Annotated in this window: 16 protein-coding genes; 9 read left to right on the top strand and 7 right to left on the bottom strand. The window is 72.2% G+C overall.

Annotation, left to right across the window (positions count from 1 at the left end; all coding sequences use genetic code 11):
* Positions 1-63: 63 nt before the first annotated feature.
* On the bottom strand, positions 64-1,494 hold the full coding sequence (gene xylB / locus BX285_RS21525; RefSeq protein WP_121176515.1) for a xylulokinase: 1,431 nt from the start codon (positions 1,492-1,494) through the stop codon (positions 64-66).
* Positions 1,495-1,588: 94 nt separating this feature from the next.
* Between xylB and xylA the strand changes: the two genes are divergently transcribed.
* Positions 1,589-2,761, top strand: coding sequence for a xylose isomerase (xylA, locus tag BX285_RS21520; protein WP_121176512.1), 1,173 nt, complete (start codon positions 1,589-1,591; stop codon positions 2,759-2,761).
* A gap of 72 nt (positions 2,762-2,833) precedes the next feature.
* Here the strand turns inward: xylA and BX285_RS21515 are convergent, their stop codons facing one another.
* From BX285_RS21515 to BX285_RS21495, 5 genes are all read right to left on the bottom strand, one after another.
* A complete protein-coding gene (locus BX285_RS21515) occupies positions 2,834-3,922 on the bottom strand; it encodes an aldose epimerase family protein (RefSeq protein ID WP_257032950.1) in 1,089 nt (362 codons plus the stop codon).
* 82 nt (positions 3,923-4,004) lie between these two features.
* Positions 4,005-5,513 carry an L-arabinose isomerase gene (gene araA, locus BX285_RS21510; RefSeq protein WP_121176510.1) on the bottom strand — a complete coding sequence of 503 codons (1,509 nt, stop codon included), beginning with the start codon at positions 5,511-5,513 and terminating at the stop codon, positions 4,005-4,007.
* 11 nt (positions 5,514-5,524) lie between these two features.
* Positions 5,525-6,202, bottom strand: a complete 678-nt coding sequence (locus tag BX285_RS21505) for an L-ribulose-5-phosphate 4-epimerase (protein ID WP_218893142.1) — start codon at positions 6,200-6,202, stop codon at positions 5,525-5,527.
* Positions 6,199-7,896: a ribulokinase gene (locus BX285_RS21500; RefSeq protein ID WP_259470624.1), complete on the bottom strand. Its 1,698-nt coding sequence runs from the start codon at positions 7,894-7,896 to the stop codon at positions 6,199-6,201. The genes BX285_RS21505 and BX285_RS21500 overlap by 4 nt, the downstream gene beginning before the upstream one ends.
* Positions 7,897-8,260: 364 nt before the next feature.
* Positions 8,261-9,292, bottom strand: a complete 1,032-nt coding sequence (locus tag BX285_RS21495) for a LacI family DNA-binding transcriptional regulator (protein ID WP_257032948.1) — start codon at positions 9,290-9,292, stop codon at positions 8,261-8,263.
* Positions 9,293-9,905: 613 nt separating this feature from the next.
* On the opposite strand from BX285_RS21495, the gene chvE reads away from it, so the two are divergent.
* From chvE to mmsB, 3 genes are all read left to right on the top strand, one after another.
* Positions 9,906-11,000 carry a multiple monosaccharide ABC transporter substrate-binding protein gene (gene chvE / locus BX285_RS21490; RefSeq protein WP_097239482.1) on the top strand — a complete coding sequence of 365 codons (1,095 nt, stop codon included), beginning with the start codon at positions 9,906-9,908 and terminating at the stop codon, positions 10,998-11,000.
* Positions 11,001-11,149: 149 nt separating this feature from the next.
* Positions 11,150-12,697, top strand: a complete 1,548-nt coding sequence (mmsA, locus tag BX285_RS21485) for a multiple monosaccharide ABC transporter ATP-binding protein (RefSeq protein ID WP_097239481.1) — start codon at positions 11,150-11,152, stop codon at positions 12,695-12,697.
* Between the two features lie 3 nt (positions 12,698-12,700).
* Positions 12,701-13,936, top strand: a complete 1,236-nt coding sequence (gene mmsB / locus BX285_RS21480; RefSeq protein WP_097239480.1) for a multiple monosaccharide ABC transporter permease — start codon at positions 12,701-12,703, stop codon at positions 13,934-13,936.
* A gap of 78 nt (positions 13,937-14,014) precedes the next feature.
* Here the strand turns inward: mmsB and BX285_RS21475 are convergent, their stop codons facing one another.
* Positions 14,015-14,377, bottom strand: a complete 363-nt coding sequence (locus BX285_RS21475) for a DUF1304 domain-containing protein (RefSeq protein WP_121177783.1) — start codon at positions 14,375-14,377, stop codon at positions 14,015-14,017.
* A 631-nt stretch (positions 14,378-15,008) separates the two neighbouring features.
* Between BX285_RS21475 and BX285_RS21470 the strand changes: the two genes are divergently transcribed.
* The 5 genes from BX285_RS21470 (at position 15,009) to BX285_RS21450 (ending at position 18,900) form a co-directional block, all read left to right on the top strand.
* Positions 15,009-16,061, top strand: a complete 1,053-nt coding sequence (locus BX285_RS21470) for an expansin EXLX1 family cellulose-binding protein (RefSeq protein ID WP_121176507.1) — start codon at positions 15,009-15,011, stop codon at positions 16,059-16,061.
* A gap of 131 nt (positions 16,062-16,192) precedes the next feature.
* Complete coding sequence (locus BX285_RS21465) at positions 16,193-16,720, top strand: SigE family RNA polymerase sigma factor (RefSeq protein WP_121176504.1); 528 nt, start codon at positions 16,193-16,195, stop codon at positions 16,718-16,720.
* A gap of 2 nt (positions 16,721-16,722) precedes the next feature.
* Positions 16,723-17,520 (top strand): hypothetical protein, encoded by a 798-nt coding sequence (locus BX285_RS21460; RefSeq protein WP_097239477.1) that lies wholly within the window; start codon positions 16,723-16,725, stop codon positions 17,518-17,520.
* A 237-nt stretch (positions 17,521-17,757) separates the two neighbouring features.
* Positions 17,758-18,108 (top strand): hypothetical protein, encoded by a 351-nt coding sequence (locus BX285_RS21455; RefSeq protein WP_143685870.1) that lies wholly within the window; start codon positions 17,758-17,760, stop codon positions 18,106-18,108.
* A gap of 201 nt (positions 18,109-18,309) precedes the next feature.
* Positions 18,310-18,900 (top strand): carbonic anhydrase, encoded by a 591-nt coding sequence (locus BX285_RS21450; RefSeq protein ID WP_097239475.1) that lies wholly within the window; start codon positions 18,310-18,312, stop codon positions 18,898-18,900.
* Positions 18,901-18,911: the final 11 nt, after the last annotated feature.

Genomic DNA, 18,911 nt, shown 5'->3' with positions numbered 1-18,911 from the left:
CGACGCGGGCCCGCCGCCCTGGCTGTTCCTCGCTGTGCCGACCACTGTCACGCGCGCCCCCTCCTACCGGTCCCCGGCCGGGGCTCCCTGCAAGGCCCCGGCCCGACGCAGGGTATCGCCGATCCGTTCGAGCGCGGCCGCGTCCCGGGCCACGGGCTCCAGCACCGGGCCGTCGGCGGTGCGCCAACGGCGTGCCACCGCGTCGGCGGGCTCGCCGGTGAGCAGGGCGGCGGCCTGGGCGGCGGCGCCGAGCGCGACCAGTTCCCGGGCGTCGGGCACCCGGACGGCCCGGCCGGAGAGCCGCAGCACGGTCCGCTGCCAGGTGCGGCCGCGGGCGCCGCCGCCGATCAGCAGCAGCGGTTCGTCGCCCGCCGGGTCCGTGCCGCTCGCGCGCAGCACGCCGTCCAGGGCGGCGAGCAGGGCGTGGGCGGCGCCGTCGTAGGCGGCCTGGAGCAGCTGCCCGGGGGTGGTGTCGTGGCGCAGCCCGTGGACCAGGCCGGAGGCGCCCGGGAGGTCCGGGGTGCGCTCGCCGTCCAGGTAGGGCAGGACGACGACGGTGCCGCCGTCCTCGACCTCCTCGCGCCCGCGTCCGAGCAGGGCGGCGAAGCGGTCGACGGCGAGGGTGCAGTTGAGCGTGCAGGCGAGCGGCAGCCAGCCGCCGAGGGCGTCGGCGAAGCCCGCGACGGTGCCGCTCGGGTCCGTCGGCCGCTTCCGGCCGACGGCGTAGACCGTCCCGGAGGTGCCGAGGCTGAGCACCGGCTGCCCGGGCCGCAGGCCCAGCCCGAGGGCGGCGGCCATGTTGTCGCCGGTTCCGGCGGCCACCGGGATCCCCGGGCGCAGCGCCGTCCCCGGGCGGACGGCGCCGGCCGGCGCGCCCGGTGTGAGGACCTGCGGGAGCAGGGCCGGGTCGAGGCCGATGCGGTCGAGGACGTCCTTGTCGTAGCCGTCCGGCCCCCACCAGCCGGTTCCGGAGGCGTCGCCCCGGTCGGTGACGGCCTCTCCGGTCAGCCGTTCGGTGAGGAAGTCGTGCGGCAGGCGGACGGCGGTGACGCGCTCGGCGGCGGCGGGCTCGTGGGCGCGCAGCCAGGCCCACTTGGGGGCGGTGAAGGCGGCGGTGGGGACGCTGCCGGTGCGGTCGGCGAGTTCCGCCGCGCCGATGGCGGCCCGCAGCTCGGCGGCCTGGGGGGCGGAGCGGACGTCGTTCCAGAGCAGGGCGGGGCGGACGGGTGCGCCGGTCGCGTCGAGGGTGACCAGCCCGTGCTGCTGGCCGCCGATCGAGACGGCGGCCGCGCGCCCGGCCCAGCCCGTCGCCGCGGTGGCCTCCTCGAACGCCCGCCACCACTGCTCCGGGTCGCTCTCCCGGCCGGCTCCCTCGCTGACGGTGTGCGGGGCGCGGCCCTCGCCCAGGACCGCGCCCGTGTCGAGATCGACGGCGAGGGCCTTGGTGGACTGGGTCGAGCTGTCGACGCCGATCACGACACGCTGCTCAGCCATGCGTTCCTCCGATGGGGTTCCTTCTGACGTCCCGGCATACTAATTTGTTGAGAGCCCTGACAAACACCCTTCCGCACCGATCCGGAGCCGTGCCATGTCCAGCGACCCGCTCGTCCCCACCCCCGCGCACAAGTTCACCTTCGGCCTGTGGACCGTCGGCTGGCAGGGGCGCGACCCCTTCGGCGACGCGACCCGTCCCGCCCTCGACCCGGTCGAGACCGTGCAGCGGCTCGCCGGGCTCGGCGCCTACGGCGTCACCTTCCACGACGACGACCTGATCCCCTTCGGCGCGGACGACGCCACCCGCGAGGAGACCGTCAAGCGCTTCCGCGCCGCGCTGGACGCCGCCGGGCTGAAGGTCCCGATGGCGACCACCAACCTGTTCACCCACCCCGTCTTCAAGGACGGCGCCTTCACCGCCAACGACCGCGACGTGCGCCGCTACGCGCTGCGCAAGACCATCCGCAACATCGACCTGGCCGCGGAGCTCGGCGCCTCCGTCTACGTGGCCTGGGGCGGTCGCGAGGGCGCGGAGTCCGGCGCCGCCAAGGACGTGCGCACCGCGCTGGACCGGCTGAAGGAGGCCTTCGACCTGCTCGGCGAGTACGTCGAGCAGCAGGGCTACGACCTGCGGTTCGCGATCGAGCCCAAGCCCAACGAGCCGCGCGGCGACATCCTGCTGCCCACCGTCGGCCACGCCCTGGCGTTCATCAACGCGTTGGAGCGGCCCGAGCGGGTCGGCCTCAACCCGGAGGTGGGCCACGAGCAGATGGCCGGGCTCAACTTCCCGCACGGCATCGCCCAGGCCCTGTGGCACGACAAGCTGTTCCACATCGACCTCAACGGCCAGTCCGGCATCAAGTACGACCAGGACCTGCGCTTCGGCGCGGGAGACCTCCGGCAGGCCTTCTGGCTGGTCGACCTGCTGGAGTCGGCCGGCTACGACGGCCCGCGCCACTTCGACTTCAAGCCGCCGCGCACCGAGGACTTCGACGGCGTCTGGGCCTCGGCGGCCGGCTGCATGCGCAACTACCTGCTGCTGGCCGAGCGCTCGCGCGCCTTCCGGGCCGACCCGGAGGTGCAGGCCGCCCTCGCCGCCTCCCGGCTGCCCGAACTGGCCCTGCCCACGGCCGGGGACGGCCTGGCCGGCCTGCTCGCCGACCGTTCCGCCTTCGAGGAGTTCGACGTCGAGGCCACCGCCCGGCGCGGCATGGCCTTCGAGCAGCTGGACCAGCTCGCCCTCGAACACCTCCTCGGCGCGCGCTGAGCGACAACGCGAAGGGGGCGGCGGGCCCCGTCCGGCCCACCGCCCCCCGTTCACCGCCCGCCGGCGGGTCCGCTACTCCGCCGAGCAGCAGTAGACCGTCGTCGAGCGGAACTCCTCCCCCGGGCGCAGGACGGTGGAGGGGTACTCGGGGCGGTTGGGCGAGTCCGGGAAGTGCTGCGTCTCCAGCGCGATGCCCGCGTAGGCCCGGTACGGGCGGCCGGAGCGGCCGGTCAGCGAGCCGTCGAAGTGGTTCCCGGTGTAGACCTGCAGCCCCGGTTCCGTGGTGAGGCACTCCACCCGCCGGCCGCTGGCCGGGTGGCTCAGCACGGCGACCCTGCGGAACCCGTTCCCGTCGAGCACCCAGTTGTGGTCGAAGCCCGCGCCGGCCTGGCGCAGCTGCGGGTCCGGGCCGTCGACCAGGTCTCCGATCCGTCGGGCCTCGCGCAGGTCGAAGGGCGTGTCGGCGACCGGGGCGACCGGGCCGGTCGGGATCAGCTCCCCGTCGACCGGCAGGTACCCGGGGGCCTCCACCCGGAGCAGGTGGTCGAGCACCGTTCCGCTGCCCTCGCCGGCCAGGTTGAAGTACGCGTGGTTGGTGAGGTTGACGACGGTCGGGGCGTCCGTGGTCGCCCGGTAGCCGATCCAGAGCGCACCGGCCGGGTCGAGCAGGTACGTCACCTCGGCGGTGAGCGCCCCGGGGAAGCCCTGGTCGCCGTCGGGGCTGTGCAGCCGCAGGCGCACTCCGGCCCGCCTGCCCTCCCGGACGGGGACCCCGTCCCAGAGCCGGGTGGCGAAGCCGTCCGTTCCGCCGTGCAGGGTGTGGCCGGTGGGCTGGGTCACCAGCCGGTGCGTCGTCCCGTCGATCGGCAGCCGGCCGTCGGCGATCCGGTTGGCGTAGCGGCCGACCGTGGCGCCGAGGTAGGCGGCCTCGCCGAGCAGGTCCTCGACGCCGTCGCAGCCGAGGACGACGTTCGCCCGCCTTCCGTGCCGGTCCGGCGTGTGCAGGGCCTGGAGGCGGGCGCCCAGGTCGAGCACCTCCGCCGTCAGGCCCTCCGGTGAGCCGATCGTCCAGCGGGTGACGGTCCGGCCGTCCGGCAGGGTGGCGGCGACCTCCTGGCTGACCGTCAGTTCGCCCGGGGACACGAGTGCGTCGCTCGGCACGGGGTTTCTCCGTTCTTGCGGGGCCGGTGGAGGACGGGCGGCGCCTGCCGGGCCGGCGGGCAGCGTCGGCCCGGCAGGGGTCTCACAGGCCCTGGGCGAGCCGGTGGTAGGCCTGGTTCCAGCGCAGTTCCTTGGTGAACCGGCGGATGTTCGTGTCGTCGTCGATCACCAGCAGTTCCACGCCGATCATCTCGGCGAGGTCCTCCAGTTCCTCGACCCCGAGCGCGCCGGAGAGCACGGTGTGGTGCGGTGCGCCGGCCGTCAGCCAGGCCTCGGTGGAGGTGTGCAGGTCCGGGCGCGGCTTCCAGACGGCGCGGGCGACGGGCAGGTTGGGCAGCGGCGCCGGCGGCTCGACCACGTCGACCTCGTTGGCGACCAGCCGGAAGCGGTCCCCGAGGTCCGCCAGGCCGACCACCACGGCGGGGCCGGGCGCGGCGTCGAAGACCAGCCGGACCGGGTCCTCGCGACCGCCGATGGAGAGCGGGTGGATCTCGCAGGAGGGGGTGGCCGCGGCGATGCTCGGGCAGACCTCCAGCATGTGGGCGCCGAGGATCAGCTCGCGGCCGAACTCCAGGTGGTAGGTGTAGTCCTCCATGAAGGAGGTGCCGCCGGGCAGTCCGGTGGCGGCCGCCTTGAGGGTGCGCAGCAGGGTGGCGGTCTTCCAGTCGCCCTCGCCGCCGAAGCCGTAGCCGTCGGCCATCAGCCGCTGCACGGCGAGGCCGGGCAGCTGGCGCAGTCCGCCGAGGTCCTCGAAGTTGGTGGTGAAGGCCCGGAAGCCGCCCTGCTCCAGGAAGCCGCGCAGGCCGAGTTCGATCCGCGCGGCGTAGCGCAGCGACTCGTGGCGCTCCCCGCCGGCCCGCAGCTCGGGCACCAGGCGGTAGCGGTCCTCGTACTCCTTGACCAGTGCGGTGACGTCGCCGTCTTCCGTCGCGTCCACGGCGGCGACGAGGTCGTTGACGCCGTAGGTGTTGACGGAGACGCCGAAGCGCAGCTGGGCCTCGACCTTGTCGCCCTCGGTGACGGCGACGTCGCGCATGTTGTCGCCGAAGCGGGCGAGCTTGAGGTCGCGCAGTTCGGCGCGGCCGACGGCGGCGCGGGCCCAGGTGGCGACCCGGCCGGAGACGGCCGGGTCGCTGACGTGTCCGGCGACGGTCTTGCGGGGCACGCCGAGGCGGGACTGGATGTAGCCGAACTCGCGGTCGCCGTGGGCGGCCTGGTTCAGGTTCATGAAGTCCATGTCGATGGTCTGCCAGGGCAGTTCGACATCGGCCTGGGTGTGCAGGTGGAGCAGCGGCTTCTGCAGGGCGTCCAGGCCGGCGATCCACATCTTCGCCGGGGAGAAGGTGTGCATCCAGGCGATCAGGCCGATGCAGTCGTCGGCGGAGTTGGCGTCCAGGCAGATCCGGCGGATCGCCGCGGCGTCGGTGAGGACGGGCTTCCAGACGACCTCGACCGGCAGGAGGAGGTCCCGGTTCAGGGCTTCGGCGATCCGCTGGGACTGCTCGGCGACCTGGCGCAGCGTGTCCTCGCCGTAGAGCCCTTGGCTGCCGGTCAGGAACCAGACCCGGCGGCCGGGCAGTGGCTTCTTCATGGGGTGGCTCCTCACCGGCCCTGGGGCTGGCCGTAGACGTTCTGGTAGCGGAAGTTGAGGCTGTCGATGTCCGCCTGGGCGATCGGCAGGGGCTCGCCGAGCTGGCGGGAGAGGTGGACGGTGCGGGCGACGTCCTCGCACATCACGGCGGCCTTCACGGCGGCCTTGGCGTCCTTGCCGATGGTGAACACGCCGTGGTTCTGCATCAGGACGGCGGGTGAGCGGTGGCCCTTGAGGGTGTCCACGATGCCCCGGCCGATCGAGTCGTCGCCGATCAGGGCGAACGGGCCGACCGGGATCTCGGCGCCGAACTCGTCGGCCATCGCGGTGAGCACGCAGGGGACGGCCTCGCCGCGGGCCGCCCAGGCGCAGGCGTAGGTGGAGTGGGTGTGGACCACTCCGCCGACCTCGGGCAGGTGGCGGTAGACGTAGGCGTGCGCGGCGGTGTCGGAGGAGGGCGCGTGTTCGCCCTCGACGACGTTGCCGTCCAGATCGCAGACGATCATGTTCTGCGGCGTCAGTTCCTCGTAGGAGACGCCGCTGGGCTTGATCACCAGCAGGTCCTCGCCGGGGACGCGCGCGGAGACGTTGCCGGCGGTCCAGACCACCAGGTTGTAGCGGACCAGCTCCTGGTGCAGGTCGCTGACCTGGCGGCGGATCAGGTCGATGGTCGCTTCGGTCGCGTTCACAAGGCCTCGCTCGGGGTGGTGAGGGCGGCGTTCCGGATGTCACGCAGGCGGTGCAGGAGCTTGTCGGCGCCGAGGCCGAAGTGGTCGTGCAGGGCGCGGTACTCGGCGAAGAGCCGGTCGTACACGTCGGCGGCGGCCGGGTCGGGCCGGTAGGCGCCCTGCTGCAGCCGGCCCATGGCCTCGGACGCGGTCCGTACGTCGGGGTACGCCCCGGCGGCGACGGCCGCGTGGATCGCCGAGCCGAGTGCGGGGCCCTGCTCCGACTCGGCGACGGAGACCGGGCGGCGCAGCACGTCGGCGTAGATCTGCATCAGCAGGGCGTTCTTCTTGAGGCCGCCGGTGACGATGAACTCGGTGACGGGGACGCCGCCGCGCTCCAGGGCTTCCACGATGACGCGGGTGCCGAAGGCGGTGGCCTCCAGCAGGGCCCGGTAGACCTCCTCGGGGCGGGTGGCCAGGGTGAGGCCGACGATCACGCCGGACAGGTGGTGGTCGACCAGGGTGGAGCGGTTGCCGTTCATCCAGTCGAGCGCCACCAGGCCGTGCGCGCCGACGGGTTGGGCGGCGGCCTTGCGGGTGAGCAGCTTGTGCAGGTCCCCGCCGTCGGCCTCGGCCTCGGCCAGGTAGTCGGCGGGCACGCCCTGGCGCAGCCACCAGGCGAAGATGTCGCCGACGGCGCTCTGGCCGGCCTCGTAGCCGTAGGAGCCGGCGACGATGCCGTCCTCGACCACGCCGCAGATGCCGGGGACGTCGGCGAGCGTCGCCCCGTTGACGACGTGGCAGGTGGAGGTGCCCATGATGGCGAGGAGCCGGCCGTTGTCGACGGCGCGGGCGGCCGGGGCGGCGACGTGGGCGTCGACGTTGCCGGCGGCGACCGCGATGCCCTCGGGCAGGCCGGTCCACTCGGCGGCCTCCGCGGTGAGCGAGCCGACCCGGGAGCCGAGCGGGGAGAGCGGGTGTTCCAGGCGGGTGCGGGCGAAGTCGGCGAAGTCCGGGTGGAGCGCGGCGAGGTAGTCCTCGCTCGGGTAACTCCCGTCCTGGTGGATGCCCTTGTAGCCGGCCGTGCAGGTGTTGCGGCTCTCGGCGCCGGTGAGCTGCCAGACGATCCAGTCGGCGGCCTCGATCCAGCGGGCGGTCGCGGCGTAGACCGCCGGGTCCTCCTCCAGGACCTGGAGGGCCTTGGCGTACTGCCACTCGGCGGAGATCCGGCCGCCGTAGCGGGAGATCCACTTCTCGCCGCGGGCGTGGGCCAGGGCGTTGATCCGGTCGGCCTGGCCCTGGGCGGCGTGGTGCTTCCAGAGCTTGGGCCAGGCGTGCGGGCGGGTCGCCCAGGAAGGCGTCTCGGCGAGCGGGGTGCCGTCGGCGAGCACCGGCAGGACGGTGCAGGCGGTGAAGTCGGTGGCGATGCCGATGACCTGCGCCGGGTCGACGCCGGCGGCGGCGATCGCGGCCGGCACGGCGGTGCGCAGCACCTCGCGCCAGTCCCCGGGGTGCTGCAGCGCCCAGTCGGGCGGGAGCGCCCGGCCGGTGCCGGGCAGTTCGCGCTCGATGACGGCGTGCGGGTAGTCGTGGACGGCGGTGCCCACCTCCTCGCCGTCCCGCACCCGGACTACCACGGCGCGGCCGGAGAGGGTGCCGAAGTCGATGCCGACGACGTAGCGGTCCGGCTCGGGGGCGGCAGGATTGACGGTCACGTGCTCATCCTTCGTACGGGGGAACGGCGTTGACGCCGTGAACAGATGGTGTCGCCCGTCGCCGGTGTGGTCCGTGACCGGGGCAGGGGGGAGCACACCGGCGACAGGCTCCGTTCCGCTACCTCTCCCTCATGAAGGGCGGAACGAGGGGCCACCGGCCGAGCGCTGGGAAGCGGGTGTCAGCGCTCGGCCGGCGGAGTTGGGAGGCGTCTCTGTTAACGCTCACAGGGATTGTTAACGCTAACAACACCCATGTCAAGAGAAGTTCCCTGGTCGAGCAGCCACCTGCGGAGCGAGGGGGTGGGGGGTCAGGAGCGCGGCGGCTAAACCCGTCGGCAGCGCCGTCGGCGGCCCCGACGGCCGTTCAACGCCCGGAGACGGGGGCCGCGCTGCGCCGCAGCACCATCTCCGGAGTGATCTGCACATGGGCCGGGGAGGGCGCAGTGCCCTCCAGCGCCCCGACGAGCATCTCCAGGGCCCGTCGGCCGAGTTCGGCGAAGTCCTGCCGCATGGTGGTCAGCGGCGGGGTGAAGTAGGCGGCCTCCGGGATGTCGTCGAAGCCGACCACGCTGATCTCCTCCGGGACCGACCGGCGGGCCTCGTTCAGCGCGCGCAGCAGCCCGAGCGCCATGTGGTCGTTGGCGCAGAACACGGCGGTGACGTCGCGCAGTTCCAGCAGCCGCAGCCCCGCCTGGTAGCCCGAGCGCGCGCTCCAGTCGCCGCGCTGCACCTCCGGCACGGGGGCTCCGGCCGCCAGCAGCGTGCGGCGCCACCCTTCCTCGCGGTCCTGGCTCTCCAGCCAGTTGGCCGGCCCGGCCACGTGGTGCACGGTGCGGTGGCCCAGGTCGAGCAGGTGCCCGGTGGCCTCTCCGGCACCGAAGCGGTTGCTCACCGACACCATGGGCACCTGGCTCTGGTTGCCCGAGCCGACCGCGACCACCGGCACCGAGCTGGAGAGCCGGGCCACCGCGCTGACGGAGGAGGTCTGCGGCGCGATCACCACGACGCCCTCCACCCCCTGGTCGCGCAGCCGGTCGACGGCCTCCTGGACCGAACGGCCGTCCAGCGAACGCAGACTGGACACGCTCACGAAGTACCCGGCGCTGCGCGCGGCCTGTTCGATGCCGTCCAGCATCGAGGCCGGCCCGTAGAGCGTCGACTCGAAGCTGACCACGCCGAGGGTCTGCGAGCGGCGGGTGACCAGGGCGCGGGCGGCGGAGTTGGGCCGGTAGTCCAGCTCCCGGATGGCGGCCAGCACCCGGTCCCTGGTGTCCGGCCGGACGTGCGGGGCGCCGTTGAGCACCCGGGACACCGTCTGATGGGACACCCCCGCCAGTTTCGCCACGTCCGCCATCACTGGCTGGCGCTGTTCCGTCCCGGCGTTCTCGGTTCCCACGCGTAGTCCCCTCCTCGGCTGCCGACCACAGTACGCGACCGGGTCCGGGCCGATCCGTCACCCTCGGTCCATCGGGCGGCTACCTTCTTACCAGCCGTTCACGCCGGCCACATGTGGCCATTGCGGTAGGTGAGCGCTCACCGGTTCGCCCGAACCGCCAAATGGAGCCGGTCCGGACGTCGCGGACCCGCTTGCTCCCGACACTCCGACGCCTTCCCGGCCGTTGACCGGATCACACCGTCGGAGGCCGGGTCACACCGTCGAGGGCGGGGGCCGAGGGCCGCATACCCACTCCGGGCCCGACCGGAACCCGGCGTTCACCGACGATTCACCGCGCCCTCGCCTCCCGGACCCCGGCCGGACCTCCCGTTCGGGTGGAGTGCGTCCAGCCGCACCGGGTGCAGGGCACCGGCCGCACACCGCTATCCAACAGTGATCCAAGGGCTCTTGACGCCACCCTTGTTAGCGTTAACACTTCATTTCACGCCAGGCCAGAGCTACTGCCGCCCCGACGTTCCACAGCGCGAGGGAGCGCTCCGGCCGGCCCGCTCGACCGCTCCCGGCCGCCCAGCAGGGGCGCCGGACCCGGTCGCGGAACATCACTGGAGGAACTGTGCGGAAGATTTCGGCGGGCCTCGTCGCCGCGGGCCTGGTGCTCTCGCTGGCGGCATGCGGCCAGAGCGCCAACGGTGCCGGTGACGGCCCCGCCAAGGGCGACGCCAAGGGTGGTCTGGTCGGCATCGCGATGCCGACCAAGTCGTCGGAGCGCTGGATCAACGACGGCAACAACATGGTCAAGGAGTTCCAGGCCAAGGGCTACAAGACCGACCTGCAGTACGGCGACAACGTGGTGGAGAACCAGGTCTCCCAGGTGGAGAACATGATCACCAAGGGCGCCAAGCTGCTGGTGATCGCGGCCATCGACGGTTCCTCCCTGACCAACGTGCTGCAGAAGGCCGCCGACGCCCACATCCCGGTGATCTCCTACGACCGGCTGATCAAGGGCACGGCCAACGTCGACTACTACGCGACCTTCGACAACTACAAGGTCGGCGTCCTCCAGGGCAGCTACATCGCCGACAAGCTCGGCCTCAAGGACGGCAAGGGCCCGTTCAACATCGAGCTGTTCGCCGGTTCGCCGGACGACAACAACGCCACCTTCTTCTTCAACGGCGCGATGAGCGTCCTCAAGCCGTACCTCGACCAGAAGAAGCTGGTCGTGCAGAGCGGGCAGACCGAGTTCAACCAGGTCGCCACGCTGCGCTGGGACGGCGGTGTCGCCCAGTCCCGGATGGACAACCTGCTGAGCAAGGCCTACACCTCCGCCCACGTCGACGCCGTGCTCTCCCCGTACGACGGCATCTCGATCGGCATCCTCTCCTCGCTCAAGGGCGTCGGCTACGGCACCGCCAAGTCGCTGCCCGTCGTCACGGGCCAGGACGGCGAGCTGGCCTCGGTGAAGTCGATCATCGCGGGCGAGCAGACCCAGACCGTCTACAAGGACACCCGCCAACTCGCGAAGGCCGCCGTCCAGATGGGCGACGCGGTGCTGACCGGCGGGAAGCCCGAGGTCAACGACACCAGCCAGTACAACAACGGCGTGAAGACCGTTCCGGCGCAGCTGCTCCAGCCGGTCAGCGTCGACAAGGACAACTACCAGAAGGTCCTGGTCGACAGCGGTCAGTACACCGCGGACCAGCTCAAGTAGCCCGCGGGGCCCGGTCGACGGGCCCCGCGCCGAACCGGCGGTGCGGAACCCCGGGCCCCACGGACCGGGGCCCACGGAACCCGGGCTCCCCGGAGCCCGGGGCCACCTCTCCCCCACTGCACCGCCCCGAACGATACGGACGCACACCCATGGCTGGACCCGTTCTCGAAATGCGGTCGATCAGCAAGTCGTTCCCCGGCGTCAAGGCGCTCTCCGAGGTCAACCTGACCGTCGCCGCCGGCGAGGTGCACGCCATCTGCGGCGAGAACGGCGCCGGCAAGTCCACCCTGATGAAGGTGCTCAGCGGCGTGTACCCGCACGGCGCCTACGAGGGCGAGATCCTCTTCGAGGGCGAGCCCTGCCGGTTCAGGGACATCCGGGCCAGCGAGCAGCGCGGCATCGTCATCATCCACCAGGAACTGGCGCTGGTGCCGTACTTGTCCATCGCCGAGAACGTCTTCCTCGGCAACGAGCACGCCTCGCGCGGCATCGTCAGCTGGCACCGGACGCTCACCCACGCCGCCGAACTGCTGCGCCAGGTCGGTCTCGACGAGAGCCCGCACACCCGGATCGCCGACCTCGGCGTGGGCAAGCAGCAGCTGGTCGAGATCGCCAAGGCGCTGGCCAAGAAGGTCAAGCTGCTCATCCTGGACGAGCCGACCGCGGCGCTGAACGACGAGGACAGCCGCAAGCTGCTCGACCTGATCCTCGAACTCAAGGCGCAGGGCATCTCCTGCATCATCATCTCGCACAAGCTGAACGAGATCGCCCGGGTCGCGGACTCCGTGACCATCCTGCGCGACGGGCGGACCATCGAGACCATCGCGATCGGCCCCGGGGGCATCTCCGAGGACCGGATCATCCGTGGCATGGTCGGCCGCGACCTGGAGCACCGCTACCCCGAACGCACCCCCGAGATCGGCGAGGTCGCCTTCGAGGTCGAGGACTGGAGCGTGCGGCACCCGATCGACCAGCAGCGCATGGTGGTCGACGGCGCCTCGCTGAACGTGCGACGCGGTGAGATCGTCGGCATCGCCGGCCTGATGGGCGCCGGCCGCACGGAACTCGCGATGAGCGTCTTCGGCCGCTCGTACGGGCGGTGGGCAGCGGGCCGGGTACGGCTGCACGGCCGGGAGATCCGCACCCGGACGGTGCCCGAGGCGATCGGGCACGGCATCGCGTACGTCACCGAGGACCGCAAGCAGCTCGGCCTCAACCTGATCGATGACATCAGCCGGAACATCTCGCTGAGCGCGCTCGGCAAGGTCGCCCGCTACGGCCGGGTCGACCGGCACGCGGAGACCAAGGTCGCCGAATCGTTCCGGCGCACCATGAACATCAAGGCACCGACGGTGTTCACCCGGACCGGCACGCTCAGCGGCGGCAACCAGCAGAAGGTCGTCCTCAGCAAGTGGATCTTCGCCGAGCCGGAGGTGCTGATCCTCGACGAGCCCACCCGCGGCATCGACATCGGCGCCAAGGCGGAGATCTACACGGTCATCGCCGAGTTGGCCGCCCAGGGCAAGGCCGTGCTCGTCATCTCGTCCGAACTCCCCGAACTCCTGGGCCTGTGCGACCGGATCTACACCATGGCCGAAGGCCGGATCACCGGCGAGGTCGCCCGTGCCGACGCCACCCAGGAATCCCTCATGCGGCTCATGACCATGAGCACCGCATCCAGCAACGAGCAGGTGTGAGGCATGGCCCAGACCGAGATCATCCCGGATTCGTCCCCGAAGGCCCCGCAGGCCGGCCAGGGCACCTCCCTCGGCGGCGTGCTGGCCCGCGCGTTGCGCGGCAACGTGCGCCAGTACGGCATGCTGGTCGCCCTCGCGCTGATCGTGCTGCTGTTCCAGATCTGGACGGACGGCATCCTGCTCCAGCCGCTCAACATCACCAACCTGATCCAGCAGAACGGCTACATCCTCATCCTGGCGATCGGGATGATGATCGTCATCATCGCCGGGCACATCGACCTCTCGGTCGGCTCGCTGGCCGCCTTCGTCGGGGCCGCCGCCGCGGTGATGATGGTCAAGCAGCACCTGCCGTGGCCCGTGGCGATGCTGGTCGCGCTGGTGATCGGCGCCCTCGCCGGCGCCTGGCAGGGCTTCTGGATCGCCTACCTCGGGATCCCGTCCTTCATCGTCACCCTGGCGGGCATGCTGCTGTTCCGCGGCGGCACCCAGATCCTGCTCCAGGGCCAGTCGGTGGCGCCGTTCCCCAAGGGCTTCCAGAGCATCAGCAGCGGCTTCCTCCCCGAGGTCGGACCGCACACCAACTACCACAACCTCACCCTGCTGATCGGTCTCGGCGTGCTGGCCGTCGCGGTCCTCCAGGAGGTGCGCGGCCGGCGGCAGACCGCCTCGTACGGACTGGAGGTGCTCCCGCTCCCGCTGTTCCTGACCAAGCTCGCCGTGATCACCGCGGCCGTGGTCGCCTTCACCCTGCTGCTGGCCAGCTACCACGGCGTGCCGATCGTGCTGCTGATCCTCGGCGGGCTGCTGGTCGGCTTCGGCTACCTGATGCGCAACTCGATCATCGGGCGGCACACCTACGCCATCGGCGGCAACGAGGCGGCTGCCAAGCTGTCGGGTGTGAAGAGCAAGCGGGTCGTCTTCCTCGCCTTCACCAACATGGGCGTCCTCGCGGCGCTGGCCGGACTGGTCTTCGCCGCGCGGCTCAACGCCGGCACGCCGCAGGCCGGCATCAACTTCGAGCTGGAGGCGATCGCCGCCGCCTTCATCGGCGGCGCCTCCGCCAGCGGCGGTGTGGGCACCGTGATGGGCGCGATCATCGGCGGCCTGGTGCTCGGCGTTCTGAACAACGGCATGTCGTTGGTGGGCGTCGGCACCGACTACCAGCAGGTGATCAAGGGCCTGGTGCTGCTCGCGGCCGTCGGCTTCGACGTCTACAACAAGCGCCGGGCCGGTTCCTGACCCGGACCGGTCGTGCACCGGTAGTACGAGGACGGGCGCGGTGTTCCCAACACCGCGCCCGTCCTGCCGTGTCCGGGGTCAGCGGGCCAGCAGCACCAGGACGAGCACGACCAGGGCCGGCACGGTCTGCACGAACAGGATCTTCCGGGAGGACGTCACCGCGCCGAACAGGCCGGCGACGGCGACGCAGGACGTGAAGAAGACCCGCGTCTGGAACCCGACCGGGTCGGCGGCGAACGCGCCCCAGAGCAGCCCGGCCGCCAGGAAGCCGTTGTACAGGCCCTGGTTGGCGGCCAGCGCCTTGGTCGAGACCGCGAACTCCGCGGAGGTGCCGAAGGAGGCCCGGGCCCGCGGAGTCGTCCAGAGGAACATCTCCAGGACCAGGATGTAGACGTGCAGGAGGGCGAGCGCGACAACCGCAATCACGGCAACTGTGGACATGGCGGGCATGTTACGCGTCAGCGCGAGCCCGAAGCGGGCAGGGCCGGAGTGCGGGTGAAGCGTGGACCGGCATTTTGTTCAGGCCCTGTCCTTACCGTCAAGTCCGGGCCCGGGCCGCGTGAACCGCGATCGAGACCACCAGCTGCCGGGGGCGGCGGACGTGGACGAGGAGCGAGTCGGCGAGCTCCCGGACCCGGCGGCCCGCCGTCCCCGAGGCGGCCCGCCGTCCGTCGCCGTCGGACCGTTCGGGACCCTGGAGACGGTGGACACGTCCAGGCCCAGTTGGTCGGCGATCACCCTCAGCGTCACCGGGCGGCTCTCGACACCCACGACCGACTCCTTCTCCTCCACGACCGCCCATTGCGCGCGACCACCGCACCGGCTCCGCACGACGGCCGCCCGGGGCCGGGACGCACCTCGAAAAAAGTTCCCCCGGAACGCGGCAACCCTTCTGCCGGCGGCGGCAACTGACGGGTGGCACCGAGGGCGAGGCGCCCACGGGGCCCACCGCCCCCACGGCGCCTCGAAGAAAAAACCCGTGCCGGAGCGGCAACCTTTCCGGCTCCGGCGACCACTGGTCAGCGCAACGTCGAGTCGATCCACCGAGGTCGACCTACCGAAACGGACGCGAATGAAGGCAACGAAGCACGCCGCCCCACCGCCGAACCGCAGGCGCGGGCTGGTCCTGGGCATACCGCTGGCGCTGGTCGCGGTCGGGGTCCTGGTCTGCCTGGCCTTCGCCCTCCTGCCGGGCGGCGGGGGCGGCACCGGCGCCGCGGAGCCGGCCGCCGCCTCCGTCGCGGCCACCGAGCCGAGCACACCGGCCGCCACCGGTGCCCTGACCGATCCCACGCCCTCGGCGGCCTCGCCGTCGGCCGCCGGCGCCACGCCCTCGGCCACCGTCACCCCGTCGCCGTCCGCCACCCCCACGCCGAAGCCGTCCGCTCCCGGCGCCACGACCGCCGGCAGGGCAGGAACGTCCCCATCGACCGCCCAGGCCGCCGCCGACGGTGCCGGCTCCGGCTCCGGCTCCGGCTCCGGCTCCGCGCAGACCACGGCGTCCCTGGCCGGGCGGATCAAGCCCGGGACGAACTACCAGGGCGTCGCGACCTCCTACGACGCCGCCGACGGCAACGGCGCCTGCTCGTTCGGCCCGTCCGCCGACCTCATGGTCGCGGCGATGAACCACACCGACTACGAGACGTCCAGGGCCTGCGGGGCGACCGTGCTGGTCCGCGCCGCCAACGGGGCGAGCATCACGGTGCGGATCGTCAACGAGTGCCCGCTGCCCTGCGCTCCGGGCCAACTCGATCTCAGCCACGAGGCCTTCGCCAAGCTGGCCGACCTCTCGGTGGGCCGCCTCCCGATCACCTGGACGGAGCTGAGCCCCGGCTCGGCGCCCGCCGCCGTGTCGATCCGGTACAAGACCGGGTCCAGCCAGTGGTGGTGCGGAATCCAGGCGATCGGTCACCGGAATCCGGTGGCGACCCTGGAGGTCCGGGCCGGAGGCGGCTGGCGGCAGCTGACCCGCACCGACTACAACTACTTCCTCTCCCCCGACGGCAGCGGGTGCGGCGGATCGATCAGGGTCACCGACGTCTACGGGGAGCAACTGACCGTCGACGGGCTCGCGGTGAAGCCGGACGTCGTCCAACCCACCCACGTCCAGTTCGCCCGGCATTGATCGCGCCGCTCGCCCGCCGCTCGGCGGTGGTCCCGCTCCGGGGCGACCACCGTCCCGGCCCGGATCCGGGCACTGCTAGGCTCACGCCTATTGTTAACGCTCACATTGCAGGGAGAGGGCGACCGGGGGAAATGCTCCTCGATGACACGTCCGCGGAGTTCCACGACTTCTTCGAACGCCATTACGCCGAACTCGCCCGCTTCGCCCACCTCCTGACCGGCGAAGCGGACGCAGCCGACGACCTCGCCGCGGACGCCCTGATCGCCCTGTGGCAACGCTGGGACCGCCTCCGCGCGGCCGACCACCCGATCGCCTACGCCCGCGGGGTGGTCGCCAACATGGCCCGGGCCCGGATCCGCAGCGCGGTCCGCGAACGGCGCCGGGTCCTGCTCTTCTGGTCCCGCGCCCCCGAGAGAACCGACGGCACGGACGTACCCGCCGTGCTGGACGTCCGTGCGGCGCTGGCCCGGCTGCCGTTCCGCAAGCGGGCGTGCGTGGTGCTGCGTCACGCCTTCGACCTCTCGGAGAAGGAGACCGCCGCGGCGCTGGGCGTCTCGGTCGGTACGGTGAAGAGCCAGACCTCGAAGGGCATGGCCGAACTGCAGCGCGTCCTCGGGGCACGTGCGGTCGGCGAACTGGCGACAGGAAGGAGGAAATAACGGTGAACGACCACATCACCCGGCAGCTGCGCGAGGCCGCCGAAGCCCATCAGCCCGACCGCGCACGGATCCTGGCCCGCGTCGAACGCGGCGCGGCCGGCCCTCCCGTCCGCCACCGCACCCCGCCGTTCGCGCGGTCCTGGCCCAGGGCCGTCCTCGGCGGCCTCGCCGCCGCCGGCATCCTGGCGACCGGCGGCCTCGCCGTCGCCGCCATCGTCGGGACGCAGGCGCCGTCGGACACCGTCACCACCGCTCCGGCCGCGCCCTCCCCGACGGCCGCCGAGACGGCCACCCCGTCGCCGGCCCGGCCGGCTCCCCCCGTCTCCGCCGCCCCGGCGCCCACGGCCGCGCCGACCACCGCGGCTCCGACGAGCCCGCGACCGACGCCCACGGCGAGCGGCCGGCCCCAGAACGGTCCGCTGTGGTCGGACGGTTCGGTCGACCCGCACACCACGATCTACTGGGGCCAGGACAACCTGGTGCTCAAGACCACCCAGCCGCTCACCTCGCTCACCGTCGAGATGCGCGTCGCCCAGACCGGCGAGGTCCGGGACACCGGCAAGTGGCACACGCTTCCGGGCGACGACTTCACCGTCACCGTCCAGGAGTCCGGCGGCGCGCTGGTGTACCGCTGGGTCCTCAAGCCGGGCCGCACGGTGCCGGTCGGGCAGTACGAGTTCGCCGACCAGTTCAACCACGCCACCGGCGCGCGCAGCACGGCCGGCGACAGCTACCGCGTCGACGCGCAGTCGGCCGGCGGCCCGGCCTCGGTCTGGGGGGACATCGGCCCGACGAGGTGACGCCCGGGAGCGCCCGGCGGCAACGCCCGGGGAATCCGTCGTGGATTCCCCGGGCGTTGCCGCATCACAAACAATTCACCGTTCTCCCGCATTCGGAATGATCTCCGGGAGATCGTCAACGGTTCTGCCAAGACAGTTAACATATTGTTTACGGAATTTCGGAACTCCCCGACATGACAACTCGTCAGGATTCATGAGAGTCCCAAGAGGGCGTCAAAGCAGGGAAAGGAACGGGCAATGTCTCCGGTCACGAGGATGGTCGGCGCCGTCGCCGTGACCCTCGTGGCCGTGCTGGGCCTGCTGGCGCTGTCCCAGTCGGTGGCCGCGTTCACCCGGGAGAGCAACTGCCGGTCCGTGGCCGCGGAGGCGAAGCTCGTCGAGGAGACGGCACCTCCCGAGATCGCGCCAGGTCTCTGCTCGCCCCGGGCCCGGACCGTCGAAGTCCCGCGCCGGCGGCCCGAGTTGATCCCGGCCCTGCTCGACGACGCTCCGGCCGTCACCCACCCGTCCCCGGCCGGTGACCCCGAGGCGCCGCACGGGGCGCTCAGACGGTGCAGAGCGGCGGCCCTCCAGGTGTTCCGCTGCTGATCGGCGCCGATCGCGCCCGCACGCTCGTCGACGGCAGCGGACCCCGACTGTGCCGCCCCCGCACCCGGCGATTCACGACGGCTCACGGCAGTGATTTTCCCTGCCACCGCCGCCGCGCTCCGTGCTGCCTTCTTCCGCATCGAGCGGGCTCGAACCCGAAGTCTCATTCCGACACGACTCCGAAAGGACCGAGGCATCGACATGCAAGCATTCATCGACCACGCCCGCACCTTCCGCCGCCGTGCCGCGCAGGACTCGGACGCCTTCGGGCGACTGGCTGCCGGTCAGAACCCGCAGGCGCTGTTCATCACCTGCTCGGACTCCCGCGTCATCCCCGCCGCCGTCACCGGCGCCCGGCCCGGGGACCTCTTCGAGATGCGGACCGCCGGCAACATCGTCCCGCCGTACCGGCCGGACGTCCCGTCCGCCGAGGCCGCGACCATCGAGTACGCCGTCGAGGTCCTGGAGATCGCCGACATCGTGGTGTGCGGCCACTCGCACTGCGGCGCGGTGGGCGCCGTCGTACGGGGCGACGACCTCACCGGCGTGCCCGCGGTGCGCGACTGGCTCGCCGACGGCACCGCGCTGACGCCGGACGGGGAACCGAGCCACGACCTGGCCGGCCCGGTCCAACGCCACGTCCTGGACCAGCTCCAGAGGCTGCGCACCCACCCGAGCGTCGCGCGCCGGATCGACGAGGGGCGGCTCGGACTGCACGGCTGGTTCTACGAGGTGCACACCGGCGCGGTCCACACCCACCGCCCCGGCACCGACGTCTTCCTGCCGCTGTGACGCCGCGACCC

Origin of the sequence: Streptomyces sp. 1114.5, from assembly GCF_003635085.1 — a bacterium.
Classification (GTDB): Bacteria; Actinomycetota; Actinomycetes; order Streptomycetales; family Streptomycetaceae; genus Kitasatospora.
This window is presented reverse-complemented; position numbering and strand designations above follow the sequence as displayed.